The sequence below is a fragment of the Gammaproteobacteria bacterium genome (assembly GCA_011375345.1).
Lineage (GTDB): Bacteria > Pseudomonadota > Gammaproteobacteria > DRLM01 > DRLM01 > DRLM01.
On the sequence record DRLM01000135.1, the window covers coordinates 1 to 23423 of the forward strand.

Genomic DNA, 23423 nt, shown 5'->3' on the forward strand with positions numbered 1-23423 from the left:
GGCCGCCTCCTATGCGATTCCTGTTCGTCGGGCCAGTGCTTTGCCTTCAGCTTCCTTCAGATCCCACCTCGCGATGGGCACCTTTGCCGTTCGGCTAACCGTTCCCCTTGCCGGGCCGGTAGGGGACTTCCACCCCCAAGTCATCCCCTCGCCACCACAGCTCGGGAAATAGCGCCAGTCACGGCGCTACGCGCCATGCCTGGCGCACCGAAAAAAAAGCCATGCCGGCGATGCCGGCATGGCCCTATGGTCGCACAAACCGCGCGCTCAGCAAACGCGCCGGCGGCGGGCGTAGCCCCAGCCCAGCAAACCACCCATGAGCAGCAAGGCGGTGCCCGGTTCAGGGACGGTGCTGCTGCTGACGATGGGCGTCTGGGTGACACCGAAGGTCCCACCACTGACAAAGGTCACGCCGGTAATGAAGGCCAAAGGATCGCTGGGATCCAGCCCCGGGGGCTCGATCCCGGTGACTTTGAACTTGCTCACCCCCGAGGCGTAGCTCGCCAGGAAATCGTAGGTGACCCCGGCGGCGACGACGCCCAGCGAATCATAGCTGCTGCCGTTCCAGGCAAAGAGATTATACTTGTTGTCATCACCGGTTTTGGGGGGATAGAGCGTGGGCAGCACCACCGTCGCGAAGTTCGGCCCGGCGGTTTCATAAATATAGCCGGTGGCCACGGGCGGGTCGATGAAAATGGGCTGGGTGGGGTCGATACCCACGCCGGTGTCACCCACGGTGACCACAAAATCAAAACCGTCACTGGGATCATCACCGGGGATGGGCAACAAAGGATCGTCCGAGGTGAAACCGGCGCCCCCGGGACCGCCCAGGACCAGCCCCTCCAGGTTGGCGGCGAACAGGCCGCTGTCGAGCACCCGATCACCGGTGTCGGAGATGGCCAGCTTGATGGAGTGCACATCCAGATCGGGATCCAGCATACCGATCAGACGCAGGCGGCGGCTCATGCCGTCGTATTCGATGGCCAAGGGCGCGGTGCCGTCCTGGAGGTTGTTGTCGAAGAAATTGCCACCACCGACAGAGGCGCTGGTGACGGTGAGCAGATTGCCGTCAGCGAAACCGGCATAATTGACCTCGTCCACGAACACGGCAGCGATATCCGGAAAGGCATCCACGAATTCCGGATACTCCTCGGAGCCGAACATGAAATCCAGCCCCACGGCGTTGATGGCGGGGTTGTCAGTGATGAAGTCAAAGGCCAGAACCGTGGCATCCCGGGTGGTCTCGGAAATGTCGCGGGCGGCCAGCAGCTCATCCAAGCCCGCATCACCCGTCCCGCTGGCCAGGCCGGAAAAGCCGGTTTCCGTGTTCGCCAGGGGCGGGGCGGCAAAGCCGGAGGTCAGCAGGATACCGCCCGGAAGGGAAAAGTCAGCGCCATCAATGGTGCCGAAATCCACGCCACCGTCCGGCAGAAGCGCGGCCGAACCGTAGCTCGAACCACCAAGCGGATTGATAGAAAATCCCTCGACAAAAAAGCCCCCATCGTCGTCGAAATTCGGAAATACCGTGCCGTCAAAATTCCCCTGATACTGGGCACTGCCCGGCACCACCGACAGGCCACCCCCAGGGGTGACCAGGGCATCGGCCAGTTCCGCCCCCGTGCCGCTGAAGCCGTTAAAATCGGTGTAGAGTCCAAACGGCCCCGGCCCTGGTGCAGGACCCTCCCCGCCAATCACGGCGATGGCCTGGGCCGGACCGGCCGCCACAGCGCCCGCCACGGCGGCGGCGCACAGGGCTAGGTGAATCCTGCTGCACATTTTTGTTTTCATGATCGTGTACCACGTTCTCTGATAAACCTGGAAATTTATCGGCAAAATACGAACCAGATTCAATAACACATTGAATTTACTTGGATCGCCCCCCCCTCGCTCAGCAGGCCTTGTAAAGGACGTCGACACCTGCCCCCCATCGCCCCGGCGGCTTGCCTCCCACCCCCAAAGCGCTTACCCTGTGCCCCGGTTGGCTATGTGGTGAAAAGAGGGACAAACCGTGACGGCAATGAACATGGCTGTGGCTCGCCATAACATGATTGAACAGCAAATCCGCCCCTGGGAAGTGCTGGACGAACGGGTGCTGAACCTTATCGAACAAACCCCGCGGGAGGACTTCGTGCCGGAGGGTTTCACGGGCCTGGCCTATGCCGATGTGGAAATCCCCCTGGGGGAAGGCCAGGCCATGATGGCGCCCAGGGTGGAGGCGCGCCTGCTCCAGGCGCTGGCCGTCAAACCCACCGACACCGTGCTGGAAGTGGGCACCGGCAGCGGCTATGTGACAGCCCTGCTGGCCAAGTCCGCCGCCCGGGTCCACAGCGTGGATATCATTCCCGGATTTACCGCACTGGCAAAAACCCGTCTGGCTGCGGTGGGCCTGGGCAATGTCACCCTGGAAACCGGCGACGCGGCGGCGGGCTGGCCGGAGCACGGCCCCTACGACGTGATCGCGGTCACCGGCTCCCTGCCCATGGGCGATAAAAATTTCCGCAAGCTGCTGAAATCCGGCGGCCGCCTGTTTGCCGTCACGGGAACGGCGCCGGTCATGGAGGCCTCCCTGGTCACCCGGCTGGGTGAGAACCAATTCGTGGAAGAAGCCCTGTTTGAAACGGTGCTCGCGCCGCTCATCAATGCGCCCGCGCCCAGACGCTTTGATTTTTGAACATTCATGCAAACGCCGGCGACGGGCGTTTTTACGATGCTGGAAATCACCCCGACCGAACTCAAAGAATACCTGGACATCGCGCCATCCCCGCCCTTGCTGCTGGACGTGCGGGAACCCCGGGAGTGGGACATCTGCCACATCGAAGGGTCTGAACACATTCCCATGGGCCGCATTCCCGAGGCCTGGCCCGGCCTGGACCCGGAGCGGGAGACCGTGGTGATCTGCCACCACGGCCTGCGCAGCGCCCAGGTGGCGGCCTATTTGCAGCAAATGGGTTTCAAAAAAGTGCTCAACCTGAGCGGCGGGGTGGATGCCTGGGCGCGGGAGGTCGATCCTGCCATGGCCACCTACTAAACTTGAAAGCGATGCGTTACTTCAGCCCTATCGCCGGCGCGGCCCTGCTGCTGCTTGGCAGCGCCGGCCAGGCCGATGACCTGCTTCACGCCTACCGCCTGGCAGTGGACAGTGACCCGCAACTGCACCAGGCCCTGGAAGCCGCCCGCGCGGTGAGTGAAAGCAGCCGCCAGGCGCGGGCCCGGCTCCTGCCCCAGGCCGGCTTTGACGCCAGCATCAACCGCACGCGCTCTCAGACCCTGTCCAGCGGCACGCCGTTTTTTTCTGAAAGCACGTATTATTTCACCACCCGCAACTACTCCCTGAGCCTGAGCCAGGCCGTGTACCGGCGCGATTATTTCACCTTGCGCGACCAGGCCGACGCCCAGGCGGCCCAGGCCGAGGCGGAGCTGGATGCCGCCCGCCAGGCGCTGATCGTACGGGTGGCCGAACGGTATTTCAGCGTCCTGGGCGCCCGCGACAATCTGGAATTCGCCCGCACCGACAAAGACGCCATCGCCCGTCAATTGGACCAGACCCGCAGCCGCTTTGAGGTGGGCCTGATCGCCATCACCGACGTGCACGAGGCCCAGGCCGCTTACGACCTGGCCGTGGCCCAGGAAATCGCCGCGGAAAACCAGCTGGCGGTGGCACGGGAGGCCTTGCGGGAAGTCACCGGCGAGCCGGTCACCGACCTGAAGGCCCCGGGTCCCGCCATGGCCCTGCCCTCCCCGGACCCCCTGGACGTGGCAGCCTGGATTGCCGATGCCCTGGAACACAATCCCCAACTGGCGGCCAGCCGTTTTGCCGTGGAAGCCGCGCGGGAAGCCATGGAAGTGAGCCGGTCCGCGCGCTTTCCCCAAGTGGATGCCGTGGCCAGCATGGGCTACACCGATTCCGGCGGCAGCCGCTTCGGCGGCGGCAGCGAGTCCACCGATGCCGTTATCGGCCTGCAGCTCAGCGTACCCCTGTACCGGGGCGGGGGGATCCAGTCCGCCGTGCGCGAGGCCGGTCACCGGCTGAACCAGGCCAAAGAGGCCGCCGAACAACAACGCCGCGCCACCGAACGCCAGACCCGCGACGCCTACCTCTCCGTGCTCTCCAGCATCAGCCGGGTAAAGGCGCTGAAACAAGCCACCGTATCCGGAAGAAGCGCCCTGGCCGCCACCGAGGCCGGCTTTGAAGTGGGCACCCGCACCATCGTCGATGTCCTTCAGGCCCAGCGTAAGCTTTACGGCGCCCAGCGCGACTACGCCCGCGCCCGTTACGATTTCCTGCTCAACACCCTGCGCCTGAAACAGGCCACCGGCCTGCTCGCTGAAAACGACGTCGCCCAGATCAACGCCATGCTGGAAGCGCCGCCGGACTAGGGCAGCACCATCGCCCGCACCCGTGCTGCGATCTCCTCCGCTGCATTCAAAGGCGGACAAGTCCAATCCTCAAATGCCCCCCTCAAGGGCCTGGCGTAGCCGCCCGCATAGAGGGCCTGGTGCAAGCGCTGATGCTTGGGCGCCGTCTTTGCCGGCGGCGCGAAGATGTACACCGGCCGGCCGGTGGCGCAGGCTTCGGAACACATGGAGGTGGAATCACCGGTGACGATCACCCCATCGCACAAGCCGAGAAAAGCGAAATACGGGTTATCCCCTTCCCGCGACCAGATGTGCAAATAGGCGGGCGCATCAATCGCCCCGAGCAGCGCGTTGCGGGCCACCACCCCGGTGCGGCGGCTGGTGGTGATGAGCAGACTCCCGCCGGCGCTGCGGGCCAGTTCGGAAGCCCGCCGTCCCAAGTCTCCCGCCACCGAGGCATCAAAGCCTTTGTCCCTGGCCGCGCCACCCACCAACATGGCGATGCGCGGCCGGGGCAGATCGGCGAAACAGTCGCGCCACTTCTCCCCCTCCGCACTGATCCGTGCCCGCGTCACCCGGTGGGGCGCTCCCAGTGTGCGCATCACATTGACCTGCGCCGGCACCTCATCGTGCTCCGGCACCGCCACCAGATCCAAATCCCCCAGCGGCGGCCCCGGCCACATGATCTGCACGAGAAAGGTCCGAGCGCCGCTTTGCTTCTTGATGTAACGCGCCACCGGCACCGTGCGCCGCCCCGCCGCGATCACCACCCGCGGCCAGGGCGGTGCCAGGGCGGCGCGGCTGTCCCCCGCCACCCCCAGCAAGGACGCCCCCCGCACCAGATTGGGCCACCCCCCGCAGCGGTCATAGGCCAGCGGCTTGATCGCGAAAGGAGCCCCCAAGGCCTCCGCCACCCCCACCGCCTGGTTCACATTGCCGGTACGGTCGTCAGCCAGGACCCACACGGCACCAACATCTTGTTCAGCATCATCCATCGTCAGCTTCCAAGTAAGTAAGGGACGAAACAGCTCCAAAAAGGGGTCAGACCCCTTAAACGCAACGCTTGCGCTTGAATTCCAAAATGGAAATCCCTCTCGTCTCCCTTTTCAACAGAAGAAGGATGTAGCGGTACGGCATCACCAGACCAATAGCCCCTTACCCCCGCCAAGCCCCCACCAAAAACGCTTCCACAATATCCTGCACCCGTCTCAAGGCCCCGCGGTTGTTGGCCACCCATGCCGCCCCCCTGGCACCGGCGCTGCGACGGGCATCGGGATCAACGAGGAAGGTGTGCACGGCCCCGGCAAGTTCCCCGGCATCCATCACCCGCACGGCCGCGCCGGCCGCAATCAGGGCGTCGCTGATGGCGGCGAAGTTGAAAATGTGGGGCCCGACGACGACGGGCACGCCCAGGGCTGCGGGTTCGAGCACGTTGTGGCCGCCGGTGGGGACGAGGCTGCCGCCGACGAAGGCGACATCGGAAGCCGCGTACATCATGGGCAGTTCGCCCATGGTATCGCCCAGAAAAACCTGGGTGCCCCGCTCGCAGGCGCGCCATTCGGTGCGGCGCACGACGGGGCAGCCGCGCCGGGCACAAAGTTCGGCAACGGCATCGAAACGTTCGGGGTGACGGGGGACGAGCACCAGCAGGGCCTCGGGAAGACGCCGGCGCACCCGGGCGTGGGCCTCCAATATTGGTTCATCTTCGCCCGCGTGGGTGCTGGCGGCAATCCACACGGGCCGCGCTTCGCCCCACATGCGGCGCAGGATGCCGGCTTGGGTTTTGGTGCCGGGCTGAAAAGATAAATCGTATTTGATGTTGCCGCTGACCCGCACCCGCTCGGGCTCGGCGCCCAAAGACAAAAAGCGCCCGGCATCGGCCTGACCTTGGGCGATGATAACGGAAAGATCCCGCACCACCTCCCGCGCCAAGCCGCCCAGACGGCGATAGCCTGCGGCGGAGCGCTCGGACAGGCGGCCGTTGGCCAGCACCAGCGGCACCTCGGCACGGCGGCAGGCGCGAAACAGATTGGGCCACAGCTCTGTTTCCATGATAACGCCCAGGCGCGGCCGGATCCTTTTCAGAAAACGGGCCACTGCGCCGGGCAAATCATAGGGAAGATAACAATGGGCCACCCGCCCGCCGAACAGGGACCGCACCCGCTCGGAGCCGGTGGGCGTGGTGGTGGTGACCAATACCGCTTCGCCGCGCGCCAACAGCCATTCAATTAAAGGCGCGGCGGCCTGCACTTCACCCACGGATACGGCGTGCAGCCAGACGCACGGCTGGTCCCGCACCGGCACCCACCCGAAACGTTCGCCCCAACGCCGCCGGTAATCCGGGGCGCGGCGGCTGCGCCACAGCAGGCGCAGGACAACGCAGGGGGTGATGAGATACAAAAGGCCGGAATAGAGGTGGCGCATCACCGCGCGGCGCCGCTCAGCCAGTCCAGATAGCGCCGCACGCCCTCTTCCACGGTGGCAAAGCCGCCATCAAAACCAATGTCCCTGAGCGCGCTCATGTCGGCCTGAGTGTAGCTCTGATAGCACCCCCGCAAATGCCCGGGAAAGGGGATGTATTCGATCCTGCCACGGCCGTGCCAGCGGATGACGGCGTGGGCCACGTCGTTGAAGGCCTGGGCGGCGCCGGTACCAAGGTTGAAAATGCCGGATTTGCCGCCGTGTTCCAAGAACCACAGGTTCACCGCCACCACGTCGTCCACATAAATGAAATCCCGCCGCTGCTCGCCGTCGGCGTAGCCGTCGCAGCCTTCGAACAGTTTCACGGTATCCCCTTGCAACAGTTGTTGATGAAGATGATAGGCCACGCTGGCCATGCTGCCTTTGTGTTGTTCGCGGGGGCCGTAGACGTTGAAATACCGCAGGCCGACGATTTGGCTGGCGGCGCCCGACCACAGGCGGCGCACGTATTCGTCGAACAGGAACTTTGAATAACCGTAAACGTTCAGCGGCACCTCAAAGCGGCGCTCTTCTTTGAAGACAGGGCCGGCGCCATAGACCGCGGCGGAGGAGGCGTAAATAAACGGCACCCCCCGTGCCAGGCAATAGTGCAGCAGTTGCTTGGAGTAGTCGTAATTGTTGCGCATCATGTAGCGCCCATCCCACTCGGTGGTGGTGGAACACGCGCCCTGGTGGAACACGGCCTCCACCTCGCCAAAGCGGCGGCCACCTGCAATGGCCTGGTGGAAATCTTCCTTGTCCAGGTAATCGGCGATGTCGCAGTCGGCCAGGTTGTTAAACTTCTCGCCCCGGCTCAGATTGTCCACCACCAGAATGTCGCGCCGGCCGCGCCCGTTCAGCGCTTTGACCAGATTGGACCCGATAAACCCGGCGCCACCGGTGATGATGATCATGCCTGCTCCTTGATTTTTTCAATGATGCGGCTGGTGGAATGGCCGTCCACATAATCTAAGACAATCACTTTGCCACCGCGGCCGGTGACGCAGCCGTAGCCGGCAATGGCCTCCGGCCGGTAGTCACCGCCTTTCACCAGGTAATCCGGGCCAACGGCGCAGATCAGACGTTCCGGCGTGTCTTCGGAAAAGGGCACGACCCAGTCCACACTCTTGAGTGAGGCCAACATGGCCAGACGGTAATCCAGCGGATTGATGGGGCGGGACGGGCCTTTCAAACGGCGCACGGATGCGTCATCGTTTACCGCCACAATCAAACGGTCGCCCAGTTTGCGGGCCTGGTCCAGATAGGCCACGTGGCCGGGATGCAAAATGTCAAAACAGCCGTTGGTCATCACCACCGCGTCCCCGTGGGCACGGGCCTGGGCCGCGGCGGCGAGCAATTGGGCCTCGCTCAGCACGCCGCTTTCGCTCACGTGGCTGTCCCGCTGGGCGCGGCGCAGTTCAGGCACGCTCACCGTGGCCGTGCCCAGCTTGGCCACCACCACCCCGGCGGCCAGATTGGCCAGGGCCGTGGCCTGCTCCAGGGATTCGCCGCTGGCCAAAGCGGCGGCCAGGGTGGAGATGACCGTGTCACCGGCGCCGGTGACGTCGTACACCTCCTGGGCGCGGGTGGGCAGATGCAAGGGCGGGCGGCCCCCCTGCATCAAACTCATGCCCTGCTCGCCGCGGGTGACCAGCACGGCCCCCAAATTGTGGGCCTCCAGCAGGGCGCGGGCTTTGACCACCATGTCCTCTTCGCTGGGGCATTCGCCCGCCACGGCTTCGAACTCGGCCCAGTTGGGGGTGACCACGGTGGCACCGCGATAGCGGCTGAAATCCCGGCCCTTGGGGTCCACCAGCACGGGACGGCCCGCCCGGCGGGCGGCGGCAATCAACTCCGGTGCCGCAGCCAGCGTCCCTTTGCCGTAGTCGGACAAGAGCACCACTTGGCACTGGGGCAAACAGGCGCGGGCGTGCGCCAGCACCGCGGCGGCCGCCGCGGCGGGCAAGGCTTGTTCAAAATCCAAACGAATGAGCTGTTGGTGACGGCTGATAACGCGCAGCTTGGTGATGGTGGGCGCGCCGCCCATCTTTTCAAAGCGGCAGTCCACCCCGGCGGCGGCCAACTGGGCCTCCACCAAGGCGGCGGATTCATCGGCGCCGGTGACACCCACCAGCGTCACCCCGCCACCCAGGGCGGCCAGGTTCAACGCCACATTGCCCGCGCCGCCGGGCCGGTCTTCAGTTTCCCCCACCCGCACCACCGGCACCGGCGCCTCGGGCGATATGCGCGAGGCGCCGCCATGCCAATAGCGGTCCAGCATCACGTCACCCACCACCAGCACGCGGGCGGCTTGGAAATCGGGGATGTGGATAGTCATATGGAACCGTTCAATCAGGCCAGTGCAGACAAAGCAAAATACAAATGCCACGCGCAAGCCACACACTCACGCGCTCCGCGACCTCTTACCCCCCTGTTACAGGGGGAGGGTCAGGGTGGGGGTGGAACGGATAGCACCAGCACCAGATTTCAGCACTGCACTCAAACAACCCCGATACGGCGCGCTAGTTTATCACGCCGCGGGGCGGCCGAATTCACCCGGATCGAGTAGAATGTGAGGCTTTTACGAAGGTTTCGATGCCCGACACCGCCCCACCCCTGGAACCACGCTTCTTTGCGCCCCGCTACTGGCCCACCTGGGCGGGCATCGGCCTGATGAAACTCATCGCCCGACTGCCCCCTGGTTTTCGCATCCGGCTGGGCCGTTTTATTGGAAACACCTTCGGCCGCATAAGCCGCCGCCGGCGCCACATCGCCGCGGTGAATCTCGTCCTGTGCCTGCCCGGGCTGGACGATCAGGCCCGCGCAACCCTGCTCGGCGAACACATGGAATCGCTGGGGCTTTCCCTGGTGGAAACGGCAGTGGCATGGTGGGCCAAAGACAGCACACTCTGGCCCTGCATTCAAGTCGAAGGCATGGAACATTTAACCCGCTTGCTGGAGCAGGGCCGCGGCGTGATCGTGATGCCCGCGCATTTCACGACCATGGAAGTCTGCGGCCGTCTGCTCAGCATGCATGCGCCGGTGCACTTCACTTACCGCTTACACAAAAACCCCCTGTTTGAAGCCTGTCAGCGGCGCGCCCGCATCGCCCACAGGAAAACGGGCATTTCCCACGCGGCGGGCTTGGTGCTGCACGATGACATGCGCACCATGGTGCGCCTGCTCAAAGGCGGCAACGCGCTGTGGTATTCGCCGGATCAAAACTACGCCGGCAAACAAAGCGCCTTCGTGCCCTTCTTCGGCGTGCCCGCCTCCACCATCACCGCCACCTCGCGCCTGGCGAAAATCACCGGCGCCGCCCTCGTGCCCGTGGTAACCTACCGCGTGGCGGAGGGACGGGCGTATCGCCTGGTGGTCTCCCCACCGTTGGACGGTTTTCCCAGTGACGACGCCGTGGCCGACACCGCGCGTTTGAATCAAATCTTCGAAGCGCAAATACAAAAGGCACCGGCCCAATACCTTTGGGTGCACCGGCGTTTTAAAACGCGCCCGGCGGGAGAGGCCGATGTCTACCGTTAACCAGGCAACACCCCTGCCGGCGCGGGACCACATCCGCCGCATCCTGATCATGAAGTGGAGCGCCCTGGGGGATGTGGTGATCAGCACCGCGGCCATGGAAGACGTACGCCGCGCCTTTCCCGACGCCACCTTGCACATCAACACTTTTCCCGCCTGGACGCCCCTGTTTCGGGCCGACCCGCGCTTTAGCAAAGTGATCGACATCCCCGTGCGCAATGGCGCCAGTGCCATGCTGGCGTGGCTCAAGACCGTACGGGCGGGGCGCTATGACTTGGTGGTGGACTTACAATCCAACGACCGCGCCCGCATTCTGCAAAGCCTTTTGTTGCTGAGCGGCGCCCGCATCCCCTGCCGTCTGGGCACGCACCGGCGCCTCCCCTACAACATCGCACCGCCACCGCAAGCGCCCACGGTACACGCCTTCGACCACTTGCGAGCCGCTTTGCAGGCGGGGGGCATTCCCACCGTCACACCACGGCCGGTATTGCATATCCCCGAACAACACCGCGTCCGCGCAGAGCAACTATTAAAGGAACAGGGCGTGGCCGGCTCACGCTACGCGGTATTTTTGCCCGGCTGCCAGGCCGCAGGTTATCTCAAACGCTGGGGTGCACCACGGTACAGCGCCTTGGGCTTGTATTTGAGAGAAGCGGGCTACGACCGCATAGTGCTCTTGGGCGCGCGGGACGAAATGGCGGAATGCCAGACCATCCAACAACACTGCGGCGATTGGGTGATCAACCTGTGCGGCCAGACCGAACTGCTGGATATTCCACCGCTATGCGAGAATGCCGGCTGCATCGTCGCCAACGACACCGGCACCGCCCACATCGCCTCCGCCACCACCACCCCCATGGCCGTCATCTGCGGCCCCACCGACCCGCGCCGGGTCAAGCCCGTGGGTGAGCAGATCAAAGCCTTGCAGGCGAAGATACATTGCATCAATTGTTACAACAAACATTGCAGCCATCACAGTTGTATGATGCTGGTGAGCCCGGAGGCGGTGTTTGAGACATTGCAGGGCTTGGGGGCGGTGTGATACCCACCTCGCGCTGCGGGCTGCACGCCGCGCCTCATATCCATTTTGACCATCAGGCGTCCTTCGACAGGAACGATGACGGCGCCCCCTTCGGCAGCAAGCTGTCCCCGTGCGCCTGCCGCTGCTGGTGTTCGTAGAGCTTGGCGTATTTGAGGAACACATAGAACGCACTGACCACGGACGCCATAAACCCCGGCCAGCCGTTTAAATAGTTCCGTTTGAACACGTACGTCCGCACAAAGTACACCGGCGGATACACCACCATTATCCACGGGCCTGGCCGCTTTTCTTTGGCCACTTTATCCGCCACCAAACCGGTGGAATAGGCGTTGATCTTGGCGACTTTTTCATCCACGCTCACTTCACCGTAGTGGTAGAACGCACCCTTTAAGCGTTCAGTGCGTCCCTCCACTTTGGGTGCGGCGTGGACGGGCATGTCGCAAATGCGGCCTTTGCTTTTATCGAACAGGCGCAGGTAATAATTCATGCGCGCGCGGGGGTTGGCCATGCGCCAGAACATTTGCTCCTGGCGGGCCAGCTCGTAGCCGTCGGCCTGGGGGCCGGCTTGCATCAGGGCTTGGATTTCTTGTTGCAGTTCGGGAGAGAGGGCCTCGTCGGCGTCCAGGAGCAACACCCAGCGATAAGTGGTTTTTTCCAGGGCCATTTGCTTTTGCGGACCATAACCCATGAACTCGTGCTGATGGAAACGGCAGTGGTACCGCGCCGCTATGGCGGGGGTGTCGTCGCTGCTGTAGGAATCGAGCACCACGCACTCATCGGCCCATTTCACGCTTTCCAGACACGCCGCCAGGGTGCGGGCGTTATTGTAGGTGGTGATGAAAGCTGATAATTTTTCCATTGGCCGGTTCACTTCTCCGATTCGACGCTTATGTCTGACACGCCGCGCGACCCCACCGTGTTGTGGTGGGGCCGTTTCGATCCCGATTATTCCCGTAACCGCATTGTACGCCAATGTTTCACAGAACTCGGCTGGGAAGTGGCGGATTTTCGTCCCCGCGTTTCCGCGCTGGGCCGGTGGGAGGCGCGCTGGCAAAAAACGCGCGCCTCCGATTTGCTGTGGGTACCCTGTTTCCGGCAGCGCGATATGGCGGCGGCGCACCAGTGGGCGCACCGGCACGGTGTCCCACTGGTGTTTGATCCCTTGATCAGCGCCTACGACAAACAGGTGTTCGAACGACGCAAGTTCACGGCCGCATCGGGCGCGGCACAGCGGCTGCTCCGTTGGGAGCAGTTGTTGTTTGGCCAGGCGGATTTGGTGGTTGCGGACACCGCCTCCCACGCCGCGTTTTTCCGCGATACCCTGGGCGTGCCCGACTCCCGCCTGGCGGTAATTCCGGTGGGCGCCGAAGAGACCCTGTTCCAGCCCCAGCCGCTCTCCCTCCCTGCCCGGGGCACGCCCCTGGAGGTGTTGTTCTTCGGCAGCTTCATCGCCCTGCAAGGGGTAGAAACCATCGTGGCAGCCGCCCGGCGGTACGCCGGACCGCCAGTGCGCTGGATATTGGTGGGCAACGGGCCGCTGCGCGCTTCCTGCCAGAGAGCCGCTGCGGGACTGACCTGTGTGCACTTCGAAGATTGGCTGCCCTACGCACGATTGCCCCCGCGCATCCACCGGGCTCATCTTTGTTTGGGCGTGTTCGGCACCTCAGACAAAGCCGCCCGGGTGATTCCCAACAAGGTCTATCAGGCCCTGGCCGGCGGTCGCCCGGTCATCACCCGGCGCGGCCCGGCTTACCCGGAATCCTTGAGTGCGGACGGGGGCAGCGGGCTGTTCCAGGTGCCACCGGGCGATCCCGCTGCCCTGGCCGCGGCCGTCGCCACGCTCGCCGCTCAGCCGGAACAGCTCGTAGAAGCCGGGGTGCAGGCCCGCCTCACCTACGAACGTTTTTTTTCCCACACCGCAGTGCGCGCTGCCGTGGCGGCCGCCCTGGCACGCCTCACTCCGGCACACGGATAGTGCCAATACCGAATCCGCATAGCCCAGAATCGGCAACAAACTCTTCCGTTTCGGCCTCGGCCCTGAGCCGTTGCCGAAACGACCGGACCTGGTTGCCGGAAAGCGGTTGGTGCTCGACGATGTCGTGAAAGGCGATGATGCCGCCCGGGCGCACCAGATGGCGGTAATCCTGCTCCACGCCCGCTTCACTGTGGTTACCGTCGATGAACAGCAGCTCCCACTTGACGGGCAGCGTCTTGATGAGGTCGTAGCCACCGCCAAGGCTCATGGCCCATTCAGCGGTCTCGTCCAGCGTGCGCGGCACGGCTCAGCGTTTTCATGGCCGCCGACAGAGCTGCTCCTGTGCTTGATACATTGTAAATTGCCGGGCCGTCCCGCACGAATTGCGACAGGGCCGGCTGAGGCAAGGGGAGGCAGCCGAAACGCGAGCCAAGGCCGTACCTGCCACGCCGTTCAGCACCGCCCTCAAAGCGGGCGGGAATACGCAGACTGATCACTACACTTGTTTTGCCTCCCCGCATTCCCCGCCGAGACAAGCAACAGCCCCTTCTGTACCACTGGCAACGAAAAGCGCCGTGGCCCACCACAACAACACCGACAAGAGCTGAGAATACGCCGGCACGTGGGTATTCAAAGGAAACAGCAGGGCCAGCAACATCAAGCCCCAGGGCAACAGGGCCGGACGTGCCGCCGGCGGCGCCCGCAACCCCAGGCGCAGCACCAGAAACAACGCGATGATGAAACCCACCAGGCCGAAGCTGCCCGTCTCCGCTGCAATTTCCAAAATGAGCTGGTGGGCGTGCAGGGCGCCGGTGCCCGTTTTTGGATTGACAAAGGGATCGTCGGGCTGGGCGTAGTTCACGTAGGCATAACGGAAACCGTGCATGCCAATGCCGTTCACGGGGTGGTCGGCATAGATGGCGATGGCCACAGTCCAGATGGGCAGGCGATGGGAGATCGCCGTATCCACCGAGGCTTTATCACCCTGCAAAACGAGCAAGGATTTGTCCAGGCGCTGGTGGAAGGGCTCATGCAAGGTATATGCGGCCGCAAGAATCAGGGCCACACCCAGGACAAAGCCCCCCAGCGCGCGCCAAGGCACGGCGCCCCGGGCGCGCGCATGCAACACCAGATAGGCGACGCCAATGACGAACAAGGTGATCCAGGCGGCGCGGCTGCCCGCCAGCAACACCACCGCCACCGTCACCAGCACCACCACGGCCTGCACGCTGCGCGGCCAGTGACGGCGGGCGTATTCAAACAACAGCGGCACCAAAATCACCAGCACATAGCCGAAGCGCTTGGACTCTTCGCCAAACAGGGCGTTGAGCCGGCCCGGCACGTACTCATAGCCCAGGATATCGCGCCCCACTACAAACTGGAGCACGGCATCCGCCAGCCACACCAGCACCAGGCAAGCGCTCAGCCACAACAGGCGCCGGCGCAGCGCCGGCCGGGCTGCCACGTGCAGAATGAACAGGCCGGCCAAATAGAAACGCGGATAGGCCAGGGTTCCGATCAGGGATTTCTGCCCATGCACGGCATCGGGCAGCGCCAGCAGGGCCGGCACCCAAAACAAGAAAAAGACCACGGAGAACAGCCGCGCCGGGCCCTGCCATACCAGTGTCCGGCCATGCTTGAACAGCAACCGCAGCCCCAAACCCGCCATGATAACGACGGGCACTTCCACCGACCGCGCAAAGGGCAGCAGCGCGAGACAGGACCAGATCAGCAAGACCGGCCACCACTCCCGCCACAGGAAACGCCAGCGCGCCTGCTCTCCGCCCAATAGCACCGCCCGGCCCTCACTCATATGCCCACCCGGCCCCCCACGTCCGTGTATACCTGCAGGGTGCGGTCCAGCATCTCCGCCAAGGTGTAGCCCTGCGGCGGCGCCAGCACAGGGCGCTGCCCCAACCACCCGCGCACCCGCTCAAACAGGGCCTCCTCGTCACCCGGGGCAATGGCGCCCTCAGGCCAGAGCCGGCCCAGCACTTCCCCCACGCCACCGTGGGCATACGCTGCCACCGGCACCCCCAGATTCAAGGCTTCCAGCACCGTGCGGCCGAAGGATTCGGGCTGGCGGGACAGGGACAGCACCACATCGGACACGGCGTAAATCTCCCGCACATCGTCGCGGTGACCGGTGAACACGATACGCCCCTCGCCCTCCCGCTCCGCCAGACGCCGGATCTCCGCTGCATAAGCGCGGCGCCGGGGGTCCACGCCACCCACCACCACACCACGGACGTCAAGGCCAGCGGCGTTCAGACGGGCAACGAGCCGGATGAAATCGTGATGCCCTTTGAGGCGGGTGAGGCGGCCGGGCAGGGTCAGCAGACGCCCCCCCCGGGTTTGCGGAAACTCCGCCCACCACCGCTCCCGCCACGGCGGCGGCGCCTGATAACCGAAAGGATACTGCGCCGGATCCACGCCCCGGGGGATAACCACAATGCGCTGGGGAGAGACCTGCGGGTAAGTCTTCAAAATGTAATCACGGACCGTGGCGGAGATGGCGATAAGGGCTTGCCCAAAGGTCATCACGGCGCTGTAGCGGCCCGGCCGGTAGAAACCGTGGAAGGTGGTCACCAAGGCGGGACGGGCCGCCGGCGGCAAGCCGCGCCAGGCCAGATAACCAATCCAGGCCGGCAGCCGGGAACGCAGGTGCAGGATGTCGGGGCGCTCTTCGGCGAGCAGGCGCCGCACCCGGTGAACCCAGCGCAACGTGGCCAGGCGCTTGGCGCCCACGGGCCAGGGCAGGTGCTCGCTGCCTTCGGCCACCAGTTGCGGCGCCAGCCTCCCGCCCGCCGCGATGACGATGGAGCGGTGGCCCCGCGCTACCAAGTGGCGCCCCACTTCCAGCGTCCCTTTCTCCACCCCGCCGGATTCCAGCGCGGGAAGCATTTGTACCACCGTCAACCGCCGGGGCACCCCAGAGGAAACACCGGCACTCAGGATGCGTCGTCCTCGCTGAGCGTGTATTCCGCCCCGCAATAGGGGCACTGGACCTTGCCGCCGTTTTCCTCGATGGGCAGGAACACCCGCGGATGGGAATTCCACAAACTCATGCCGTCCAGCGGGCAATGCAAGGGCAGATCGGCCCGGGTGACGGTGTAGCGGTGTTGTGCGTTGGGTTCGATGGCTTGAGCGCCTCCTGCGGTTCCGGCCACGCCTCTCTCCTCCAGTATCAGAATATTCTTGAATCAAACAACAATGCGGCACTCACCCCGCGACTCACACCAAGGTCAGCCACTCGGCATTTTCGCTGCGACGGCCGTGCACCTGATCAAAGTATAAGGTCTGCAATTGCTCGGTGACGGGCCCGCGCTCCCCCGTGCCGATGCGCCGCCCGTCCAGCTCGCGAATGGGGGTGACCTCCGCGGCGGTGCCGGTGAAGAAGGCCTCGTCGGCCACGTACACCTCGTCGCGGGTGATGCGTTTTTCCCGCACCGTGTAGCCCAGCTCCACCGCCAGCCTGATGAGGGTGTCGCGGGTGATGCCGTCCAGGGCGGAGGTGAGTTCGGGGGTGAAGAGCACACCGTCGCGGACGATGAACACGTTCTCGCCGCTGCCCTCGGCCACATAACCCTCGGCGTCCAGCAACAAAGCCTCGTCGCAGCCGCATTCCAAGGCTTCCTGCAAGGCCAGCATGGAGTTGATGTAGTGGCCGTTGGCCTTGGCCTTGCACATGCTGATGTTGACATGATGGCGGGTGTAGGAGGAGGTGCGCACCTTGATGCCGCGACGCAGGTTTTCCTCCCCCATGTAGGCACCCCAGGACCAGGCGGCGATCATCACGTGCACGTTGAGGTTGTCGGCCCGAAGCCCCATACCCTCGGACCCGTAAAAGCACATGGGGCGGATGTAACAGGCATCCAGGCCGTTGTCGCGCACCACCTGCCGGGTGGCCGCGTTGACGGTGGCTTTGTCAAAGGGCAGGGCCATGCGCATGATGTGGGCGGAACGGAACAGGCGGTCGGTGTGCTCCGCAAGACGGAAAATCGCCGTACCGCGCGGGGTGTGATAGGCACGCACTCCTTCAAACACGCCCATGCCGTAGTGCAGGGTGTGGGTCAGCACATGGACCCTGGCCTCGCGCCAAGGCACCAGCTCACCGTCCAGCCAGATGACCCCGTCGCGCTCCGCCATGTTCTTCACGTTGTTCTCCTCAGTCACAAAACAGCACTCACTGCCTGTCCCCCATTTTGTAGCGGGGATGCAGGCCGGATCAATTCTTTAACAGCTTGTCAAAAACTCCGTGTTCAGCAAGCTGTGTGCGGTGTACGGTGACACCGTCATTTCCAATGACAATAACTCATTGAAAATACGAGAAAACCGAAAACCGCGTCAGCGGCTGCCGGCGTTGCAAATGGCCGGGAGGGCCTTTTTCAACATCCTGTTCTGAAGTGGCAGCCCCGCCGCGCGGCGAGCCCGGCCCACCCCGGGCAGGATGTTCAGGCGTGCGCGGCGTCCTCGCCGAACACGGACCGCCAGATGCGGCGCACGGCCTCGCGCTCGCTGACGAATTCCGCGGCAGCGACCACGGCCGGCTCTTCCTGCAGGGTGAGTTGATGAACCCTTGCGCGGTAGGCGCGGTAGGCCTCGCCCAACTGCGCCGCGTCCTCCGCAGCCAGCAAGCCCGCTTGTGCAAACGCGTCCAGCAGACGGATATTGTCGGTGTAGCGCAGCAACTGCGGGTGACCCCGGGCCCACGCCAGGACGCCGTATTGAACCATAAATTCGATATCGGCGATACCGCCGGCATCCTGCTTGAGATCGAAGCGCTCAGCGCTGCCGCGGCCCAGCTCCCGCCGCATGCGCCGGCGCATGTCGCAGACCTCCCGGCGCAGCGCCGCCAGGTCGCGCGGCCGGCCCAGAACCTCCGCCCGCACCACTTCAAAGCGCCGCGCCAGCGCCGCATCGCCCGCCACCACCCGGGCCCTGACCAGCGCCTGGTGCTCCCAGGTCCAGGCGCTGTCCCGCTGGTACCGGGCAAAGGCGCCCAGACCCGAGACCAGCAACCCGGCGCTGCCGCTGGGGCGCAGGCGCATGTCCACCTCGTACAGCACACCACCGGCGGTGTGAGCGGTGCACCAATGAATGATGCGCTGACCCAGGCGGGCGAAATACATGGCATTATCCAAGGGCCGCGCACCGCCGCTGCCCAGGGGCCGCCCCTCGTCATCGTACAAAAACACCAGATCAAGATCGGAGCCGTAACCCAGCTCAATGCCCCCCAGCTTGCCGTAGCCCACCACCGCGAAACCGGCCTCCGCCGGGCCGCCGCCCCGGTCCAGCAGCGGCCAGCCGTGACGCGGTTCCAAGCCGGCCCGGGCCTGGCGCACCACGGTCTCCAGCACCGCCTCGGCGATCCAGGTAAGGTGGTCACTGACCGCCATCAGCGGATAGCGGCCCATGACGTCGGCGGCGGCCACCCGCAGGACATTGCTTTGTTTGAACTGGCGCAAGGCGTCCATGCGCCCCTCCAGATCCTCCGGCGCCAAACCGGCCAGCAGGCGCTGCAATTCTTCTCCCAGGGCCTCCCGGCTGCGGGGCGCGTAGAGAGTGCGGGCATCGAGCAACTCGTCCAGCAGAATGGGATGGCGGGCCAGGTGGCGGCTGATCCAGGGGCTGGCAGCGCACAGCCGGACCAACTGGGACAGGGCGGTGGGGTTTTCCGCCAGCAGGGCGATGTAGGTACTGCGGCGAACAATGGCCGCCAGCAAATCCAGCAGGCGGTTCAAGGTGGCGCCGGGCCGGGGCGCCGCCGCCACCGCCCCCAAAAGCAGGGGCATGAGCTGATCCAGGCGGTCGCGGCCACGGGCGCTGAGGGCGCGGCAGACGGCGGAATGTTTGAACCGGAGCAGGCGGCGCGCCACCTCGTCGGCGTCTTCGAATCCCTGGCGGCGCAGGTGGGCAGCCAGTTCTGCCGGCGCCGATTCAGCCCCCCACAGCGCCGCCCAACCCCCGGCCTCCCGCGCCCCCCCGTCTTCCCGTTGGGGGGCGCTGAATACTTGCTCGAAATGCTCCTGCACCCGCCGGCGATGCCCGGCCAATACGGCGGCAAACGCGTCCCAGTGGGCAAAGCCCATGGCGTGGGCCAGGCGCAGGCGGGCGGTGGCCCCGGTGGGCAGGGCGTGGGTCTGCTCATCGGCGTATTCCTGCAAGCGGTTCTCCGCAAGGCGCAAAAACACGTAGGCCTCCTTGAGCTGGCGGCAGACGTAACCGGGCAAATGCCCCCCCGCCGCCAGTTCCTCCAGCACCCGCAGCAGCGCACGCTGGCGCAAGCGGGCATCCCGCCCGCCGCGGATGAGCTGAAAGGCCTGAGCGATGAACTCGATTTCGCGGATGCCGCCGGCCCCCAGCTTGATGTTGTCCTCCAGACCCTTGCGCCGCACCTGGGACTGGAGCAGGGCTTTCATTTCCCGCAGGGACTCAAAGGCGCTGTAGTCCAGATAACGGCGGTAAACAAAGGGCTTAAGCAGAGCCATGAGGCGGGCGCCGGCCGCAGCGTCCCCCGCCACGGGGGCGGCCTTGATCCAGGCGTAGCGTTCCCATTCGCGGCCATGGGTCTGGTAGTAGGCCTCCAGGGCGTCGAAGTGGGCCACCAACGGACCGGCGTCGCCAAAGGGCCGCAGGCGCATATCCACCCGGAACACGAAGCCGTCAGCGGTACGGGCATCCAGCACCCGGATCAGGCGCCGGCCCAGCTCGGTGAAATAGTCCTGGTTGCTGCGCGCCACGGCGCCGCCCTGGGTCTGGCCCGGTTCAGGATAGGCGAAGATGAGGTCAATGTCGGAGGAAAAATTCAGCTCCCCCGCCCCCAGCTTGCCCATGCCCACCACCACCATCCGCTGGCGCGCGCCACTGCGGCCGCGGGGCTCGCCCCACTGGGCGGCGAGGGCCGTGTCCAGGTGCCGGAGGGCAAGATCAACACAGGCGGCGGCCAGGGCGGACACATCCCCCAGCGTCTCCTCCAGGGGGGCCCGGCCGGCCAGATCACGCCAGGCGATGCGGACCATCTCCCGCCGCCGGAAGCGCCGCAGAACACGGCTCAAGGCCGCCTCACCGGCCACCGCGGCAAGCTCAGCGCCAAGGGCGCGCCGGTATTCGCCCGCCCCATACGTACGGCTGAGATCACCACTGTCCAGCAAACTGTTCAGCAACGCCCCGTCCTGGCAGCATGCCCGGGCCACGAAATCGCTGCAGGCCCACACCCGCACCAGCTCGCCCCGCCAGCCGCCGTCGGCCAGGGCGGCGGCGGGCTCGCCGGTGGCCAGATAATGTTCCCAGTGGCCCCGGGCGGCCTGACCGAGCGGCGCCGGCAATGCATTCAGTTCAGCGCTGATGTCCACGTCTTCGCCCCAAATGCTTCATGATACACGGCTCAAGCCCCTTCCCCGCCCGCCGATACGCCGAAATAGAACTTCACCTCATCAACCCCGTGAGCGAGCCATGGACTTTCACGACTACCTGCGCATCATGAATGTCAAAGAGGCCTCCGATCTCTACCTCACCACCGGCGCCCCCCCCATCGCCCGCATCCACGGCATGATGGTGCCGCTGGAAGAAGAAAAACTGCGCCCCGAGCGGGTGCGCGAAATCGCCGAAGGCATTATGGATGCACAACAAAAGAGGGAGTTCGAGAAAAACCCGGAGATGAACCTGGCCATCTCCGAATCCGGCGTGGGCCGTTTTCGGGTGAATATTTTTCAGCAGCGGGGGCAGGTGGGCCTGGTTATCCGCTCCATCAAAACCGAAATCCCCGACTGGAAGCACCTGGGACTGCCCCCGATCCTGACCAAGCTGGTGATGCAAAAGCGGGGGCTGGTGCTGTTCGTGGGAGGAACGGGATCGGGCAAATCCACCTCCCTCGCTTCCCTGATGGACTTTCGCAACAAACGTTCGGCGGGGCACATCATCACCATCGAAGACCCCATCGAATTCATTCACAAGCACAAAAAATCCATTGTCAACCAACGGGAAGTGGGGGTGGACACCGTCAGCTACGAAGAGGCCCTGAAAAACACCCTGCGGCAGGCGCCGGACGTGATCCTCATCGGCGAGATCCGCGCCCGCGAAACCATGGAACACGCCATCGCCTTCGCCGAAACCGGCCATTTGTGCCTGTCCACCCTGCACGCCAACAACGCCAACCAGGCGCTGGACCGGATCATCAACTTCTTCCCCGAAGACAAACGCCGGCAGTTGCTGATGGATTTGTCGCTCAACGTGCGCGGCATCGTCTCCCAGCGGCTCATCCCCACCGTGGACAACAAACGGGCCGTGGCCGTGGAAGTGTTGTTGGGCACCCCTTTGGTGTGCGATCTCATCCTGAAAGGCGAGGTGCACAAAATCAAAGAAGTGATGAACAAATCGGAAAACATCGGCATGCAAACCTTCGATGCGGCCCTCTACAAGCTCTACCAGCAAGGCCGCATCACCATCGAAGAAGCCCTGCGCAACGCCGACTCCCAAAACAACCTGCGCCTTCGAATCAGCCTGGAAGAAAAAGGCAGCAGCCTCATCGACATGCCACCGGAACCGGAAGCCGAGCCCAGCGCCGCACCGCCGCCGCCCCCGCCCGCACCCCGCCCACAACCCCAAGCGCAGACCCCGGTGAGCAGCAGCGGACTGAGCCTGGTGGATATGGATGACAAATCGGGGTTTGCGCGGTAGAGCGCCTGAGCCGACGGAAAAAATCCACCACGAACCGGCCGGCAGGGACAAAAGCAAGACCCGGCCCAGCGCTTGACGCTGCCGGGATGGCTCCGGCAACGGGGCAGGGCGGTCTTTCTGCCGCCCCTACCTTTTTGCCCCCCCCGGGACGCAGTGCCATGGAAATTGTCAGAATTCTTTACACCATTATCGAGGGGCATGCCGGAGGCAATGGTCGTAGCCTCTAACTAAACCTGCAACTCAATAAGTTACCGGGATAGTCGTCTATGCCGGCATGAAATTTGCGATTCTTGCACGAATGAGGGGGGGGAATCTGATTCACACCATTCGACCCCTCAGAAATCAGATTCTAGATTCAGTTTTAGAATTGTTTCAAGATTCAGGATCGTAAAGATAACAAACAGGAGCGACAAGCATGAAACGGATGATGATCTTGTCGGGCCTCGTGCTGGCGTTCTCCAGCGCCACCAGTTTTGCGGTGCCCGTCATCAACTACAGTGATTTTTCGGACACAAGCGGTCTGACGCTGAACGGCGATGCCGCCCAGGTGGGGAACGTGCTGCGGGTAACGCCGGCCATCGACGGCAAGGCCGGCAGTGCGTTCTCCACCAACACGGTTTCGCTGAGCGCCGGAACCTCCTTCAGCACCTACTTCCAGTTCCAGTTCACAGACCCGGATATCGACGTCTGTGACAGTACAGGCGATTGCGGAGCGGATGGTCTGGTGTTTGTCGTGCAGACCCAATCCAACAATGTTGGTGGCGGGGGAGGAGACATCGGGTACCAAGGGATCGCGAACAGCCTGGGCATCGAATTTGACACCTGGGAAAACGGTTCGGTCGACGATTTCAGCAGCAACCACATCGGCATCGATCTCAATGGCGATATCGACTCCGTCGTGCTCGCCGAAGTGACCGAGGCCGACATGAATGATGGCGATATCTGGAACGCCTGGGTCGATTACAACAGCGTCACCCAGTTGCTGGAAGCGCGACTGACCCGTTCCGCCACCCGCCCGCTCAATGCCCTGGTCTCCTATTCGGTGGACCTGGCCTCTGTCCTGGGCTCTACGGACGCCTTTGTGGGCTTCACCTCGGCCACCGGCGCCTCCCATGCCAACCACGATGTACTTTCCTGGCAACTCGAGAACAAGTTTGCCCCCATCGGCAGTACGGTACCAGAGCCTGCCAGCATTGCGCTGCTTGGTGCCGGCCTCGCCCTGCTTGGCGGCCAGCGCAGGAGGCAAAACCCGAAGAAGAGGTGACAGGCCGTCAAACCGGCCTCCGCCTGCCATGCGCCCGTGAACGCGCCCGCGCTGCAGCGGGCGTTTTTTTGCCGGGGCCGAAAAGCGCAACGGGGTCAGTTCTTGCCATT

At 64.3% G+C, this 23423-nt stretch carries 20 protein-coding genes; 8 read left to right on the top strand and 12 right to left on the bottom strand.

The window, feature by feature from the left end; all coding sequences use genetic code 11:
* Positions 1–267 precede the first annotated feature (267 nt).
* On the bottom strand, positions 268–1788 hold the full coding sequence (locus ENJ19_10185; GenBank protein ID HHM06093.1) for a PEP-CTERM sorting domain-containing protein: 1521 nt from the start codon (positions 1786–1788) through the stop codon (positions 268–270).
* A gap of 229 nt (positions 1789–2017) precedes the next feature.
* Between ENJ19_10185 and ENJ19_10190 the strand changes: the two genes are divergently transcribed.
* The 3 genes from ENJ19_10190 to ENJ19_10200 are packed head-to-tail and all read left to right on the top strand — an operon-like array spanning position 2018 to position 4377.
* Entirely contained in the window at positions 2018–2671 is a 654-nt protein-coding gene (locus ENJ19_10190) for a protein-L-isoaspartate O-methyltransferase (protein ID HHM06094.1), read from the top strand.
* A 36-nt stretch (positions 2672–2707) separates the two neighbouring features.
* The gene (locus ENJ19_10195) at positions 2708–3028 is read left to right on the top strand and encodes a sulfurtransferase (protein HHM06095.1); all 321 of its coding nucleotides are present in this window, start codon (positions 2708–2710) and stop codon (positions 3026–3028) included.
* Positions 3029–3039: 11 nt separating this feature from the next.
* Entirely contained in the window at positions 3040–4377 is a 1338-nt protein-coding gene (locus tag ENJ19_10200) for a type I secretion protein TolC (protein HHM06096.1), read from the top strand.
* Here ENJ19_10200 and ENJ19_10205 read toward each other — a convergent pair.
* The 4 genes from ENJ19_10205 to hldE form a co-directional block, all read right to left on the bottom strand.
* Complete coding sequence (locus ENJ19_10205; protein HHM06097.1) at positions 4374–5351, bottom strand: nucleoside-diphosphate sugar epimerase; 978 nt, start codon at positions 5349–5351, stop codon at positions 4374–4376. The genes ENJ19_10200 and ENJ19_10205 overlap by 4 nt on opposite strands.
* Positions 5352–5511: 160 nt before the next feature.
* Complete coding sequence (locus tag ENJ19_10210; protein ID HHM06098.1) at positions 5512–6780, bottom strand: 3-deoxy-D-manno-octulosonic acid transferase; 1269 nt, start codon at positions 6778–6780, stop codon at positions 5512–5514.
* Complete coding sequence (locus ENJ19_10215; GenBank protein ID HHM06099.1) at positions 6780–7730, bottom strand: ADP-glyceromanno-heptose 6-epimerase; 951 nt, start codon at positions 7728–7730, stop codon at positions 6780–6782. The genes ENJ19_10210 and ENJ19_10215 overlap by 1 nt, the downstream gene beginning before the upstream one ends.
* Positions 7727–9154: a bifunctional D-glycero-beta-D-manno-heptose-7-phosphate kinase/D-glycero-beta-D-manno-heptose 1-phosphate adenylyltransferase HldE gene (gene hldE, locus ENJ19_10220; protein HHM06100.1), complete on the bottom strand. Its 1428-nt coding sequence runs from the start codon at positions 9152–9154 to the stop codon at positions 7727–7729. Before hldE ends, ENJ19_10215 begins: the two co-directional genes overlap by 4 nt.
* A gap of 257 nt (positions 9155–9411) precedes the next feature.
* Between hldE and lpxL the strand changes: the two genes are divergently transcribed.
* Both lpxL and ENJ19_10230 read left to right on the top strand, forming a co-directional pair.
* The gene (lpxL, locus tag ENJ19_10225) at positions 9412–10356 is read left to right on the top strand and encodes an LpxL/LpxP family Kdo(2)-lipid IV(A) lauroyl/palmitoleoyl acyltransferase (protein ID HHM06101.1); all 945 of its coding nucleotides are present in this window, start codon (positions 9412–9414) and stop codon (positions 10354–10356) included.
* Positions 10343–11395, top strand: a complete 1053-nt coding sequence (locus ENJ19_10230; protein HHM06102.1) for a glycosyltransferase family 9 protein — start codon at positions 10343–10345, stop codon at positions 11393–11395. The genes lpxL and ENJ19_10230 overlap by 14 nt, the downstream gene beginning before the upstream one ends.
* 52 nt (positions 11396–11447) lie before the next feature.
* Here the strand turns inward: ENJ19_10230 and ENJ19_10235 are convergent, their stop codons facing one another.
* Positions 11448–12254, bottom strand: coding sequence for a glycosyltransferase family 2 protein (locus ENJ19_10235; protein ID HHM06103.1), 807 nt, complete (start codon positions 12252–12254; stop codon positions 11448–11450).
* Positions 12255–12284: 30 nt separating this feature from the next.
* On the opposite strand from ENJ19_10235, the gene ENJ19_10240 reads away from it, so the two are divergent.
* Entirely contained in the window at positions 12285–13370 is a 1086-nt protein-coding gene (locus ENJ19_10240) for a glycosyltransferase (GenBank protein HHM06104.1), read from the top strand.
* On the opposite strand, the gene ENJ19_10245 is transcribed toward ENJ19_10240, so the two are convergent.
* The 6 genes from ENJ19_10245 to glnE all read right to left on the bottom strand — a co-directional run bounded on the left by ENJ19_10245 (position 13351) and on the right by glnE (position 20740).
* On the bottom strand, positions 13351–13638 hold the full coding sequence (locus ENJ19_10245) for a hypothetical protein (protein HHM06105.1): 288 nt from the start codon (positions 13636–13638) through the stop codon (positions 13351–13353). The two genes, ENJ19_10240 and ENJ19_10245, sit on opposite strands and share 20 nt — an antisense overlap.
* A gap of 228 nt (positions 13639–13866) precedes the next feature.
* On the bottom strand, positions 13867–15183 hold the full coding sequence (locus tag ENJ19_10250; protein ID HHM06106.1) for an O-antigen ligase family protein: 1317 nt from the start codon (positions 15181–15183) through the stop codon (positions 13867–13869).
* Positions 15180–16274, bottom strand: a complete 1095-nt coding sequence (locus ENJ19_10255) for a glycosyltransferase (protein ID HHM06107.1) — start codon at positions 16272–16274, stop codon at positions 15180–15182. Before ENJ19_10255 ends, ENJ19_10250 begins: the two co-directional genes overlap by 4 nt.
* A 47-nt stretch (positions 16275–16321) precedes the next feature.
* Positions 16322–16438 carry a zinc-finger domain-containing protein gene (locus tag ENJ19_10260; GenBank protein ID HHM06108.1) on the bottom strand — a complete coding sequence of 39 codons (117 nt, stop codon included), beginning with the start codon at positions 16436–16438 and terminating at the stop codon, positions 16322–16324.
* Between the two features lie 166 nt (positions 16439–16604).
* Entirely contained in the window at positions 16605–17528 is a 924-nt protein-coding gene (locus ENJ19_10265) for a branched-chain amino acid transaminase (protein ID HHM06109.1), read from the bottom strand.
* 296 nt (positions 17529–17824) lie between these two features.
* Complete coding sequence (glnE, locus tag ENJ19_10270; protein HHM06110.1) at positions 17825–20740, bottom strand: bifunctional [glutamate--ammonia ligase]-adenylyl-L-tyrosine phosphorylase/[glutamate--ammonia-ligase] adenylyltransferase; 2916 nt, start codon at positions 20738–20740, stop codon at positions 17825–17827.
* A gap of 85 nt (positions 20741–20825) precedes the next feature.
* On the opposite strand from glnE, the gene ENJ19_10275 reads away from it, so the two are divergent.
* The gene (locus tag ENJ19_10275) at positions 20826–22049 is read left to right on the top strand and encodes a PilT/PilU family type 4a pilus ATPase (protein ID HHM06111.1); all 1224 of its coding nucleotides are present in this window, start codon (positions 20826–20828) and stop codon (positions 22047–22049) included.
* A 415-nt stretch (positions 22050–22464) separates the two neighbouring features.
* Positions 22465–23313, top strand: coding sequence for a PEP-CTERM sorting domain-containing protein (locus tag ENJ19_10280; GenBank protein ID HHM06112.1), 849 nt, complete (start codon positions 22465–22467; stop codon positions 23311–23313).
* Positions 23314–23423 lie beyond the last annotated feature (110 nt).

Coding starts and splice junctions, on each gene's coding strand:
- ENJ19_10205 (HHM06097.1), bottom strand. CDS start 5,351: ATGGATGATGCTGAACAAGATGTTGGTGCCGTGTGGGTCCTGGCTGAC.
- ENJ19_10240 (HHM06104.1), top strand. CDS start 12,285: ATGTCTGACACGCCGCGCGACCCCACCGTGTTGTGGTGGGGCCGTTTC.
- ENJ19_10195 (HHM06095.1), top strand. CDS start 2,708: ATGCTGGAAATCACCCCGACCGAACTCAAAGAATACCTGGACATCGCG.
- ENJ19_10190 (HHM06094.1), top strand. CDS start 2,018: ATGAACATGGCTGTGGCTCGCCATAACATGATTGAACAGCAAATCCGC.
- ENJ19_10275 (HHM06111.1), top strand. CDS start 20,826: ATGGACTTTCACGACTACCTGCGCATCATGAATGTCAAAGAGGCCTCC.
- ENJ19_10230 (HHM06102.1), top strand. CDS start 10,343: ATGTCTACCGTTAACCAGGCAACACCCCTGCCGGCGCGGGACCACATC.
- ENJ19_10260 (HHM06108.1), bottom strand. CDS start 16,438: ATGAGTTTGTGGAATTCCCATCCGCGGGTGTTCCTGCCCATCGAGGAA.
- ENJ19_10185 (HHM06093.1), bottom strand. CDS start 1,788: ATGAAAACAAAAATGTGCAGCAGGATTCACCTAGCCCTGTGCGCCGCC.
- hldE (HHM06100.1), bottom strand. CDS start 9,154: ATGACTATCCACATCCCCGATTTCCAAGCCGCCCGCGTGCTGGTGGTG.
- ENJ19_10245 (HHM06105.1), bottom strand. CDS start 13,638: ATGAGCCTTGGCGGTGGCTACGACCTCATCAAGACGCTGCCCGTCAAG.
- ENJ19_10280 (HHM06112.1), top strand. CDS start 22,465: ATGAAACGGATGATGATCTTGTCGGGCCTCGTGCTGGCGTTCTCCAGC.
- ENJ19_10210 (HHM06098.1), bottom strand. CDS start 6,780: ATGCGCCACCTCTATTCCGGCCTTTTGTATCTCATCACCCCCTGCGTT.
- ENJ19_10200 (HHM06096.1), top strand. CDS start 3,040: ATGCGTTACTTCAGCCCTATCGCCGGCGCGGCCCTGCTGCTGCTTGGC.
- ENJ19_10235 (HHM06103.1), bottom strand. CDS start 12,254: ATGGAAAAATTATCAGCTTTCATCACCACCTACAATAACGCCCGCACC.
- ENJ19_10215 (HHM06099.1), bottom strand. CDS start 7,730: ATGATCATCATCACCGGTGGCGCCGGGTTTATCGGGTCCAATCTGGTC.
- lpxL (HHM06101.1), top strand. CDS start 9,412: ATGCCCGACACCGCCCCACCCCTGGAACCACGCTTCTTTGCGCCCCGC.
- ENJ19_10255 (HHM06107.1), bottom strand. CDS start 16,274: ATGCTTCCCGCGCTGGAATCCGGCGGGGTGGAGAAAGGGACGCTGGAA.
- ENJ19_10250 (HHM06106.1), bottom strand. CDS start 15,183: ATGAGTGAGGGCCGGGCGGTGCTATTGGGCGGAGAGCAGGCGCGCTGG.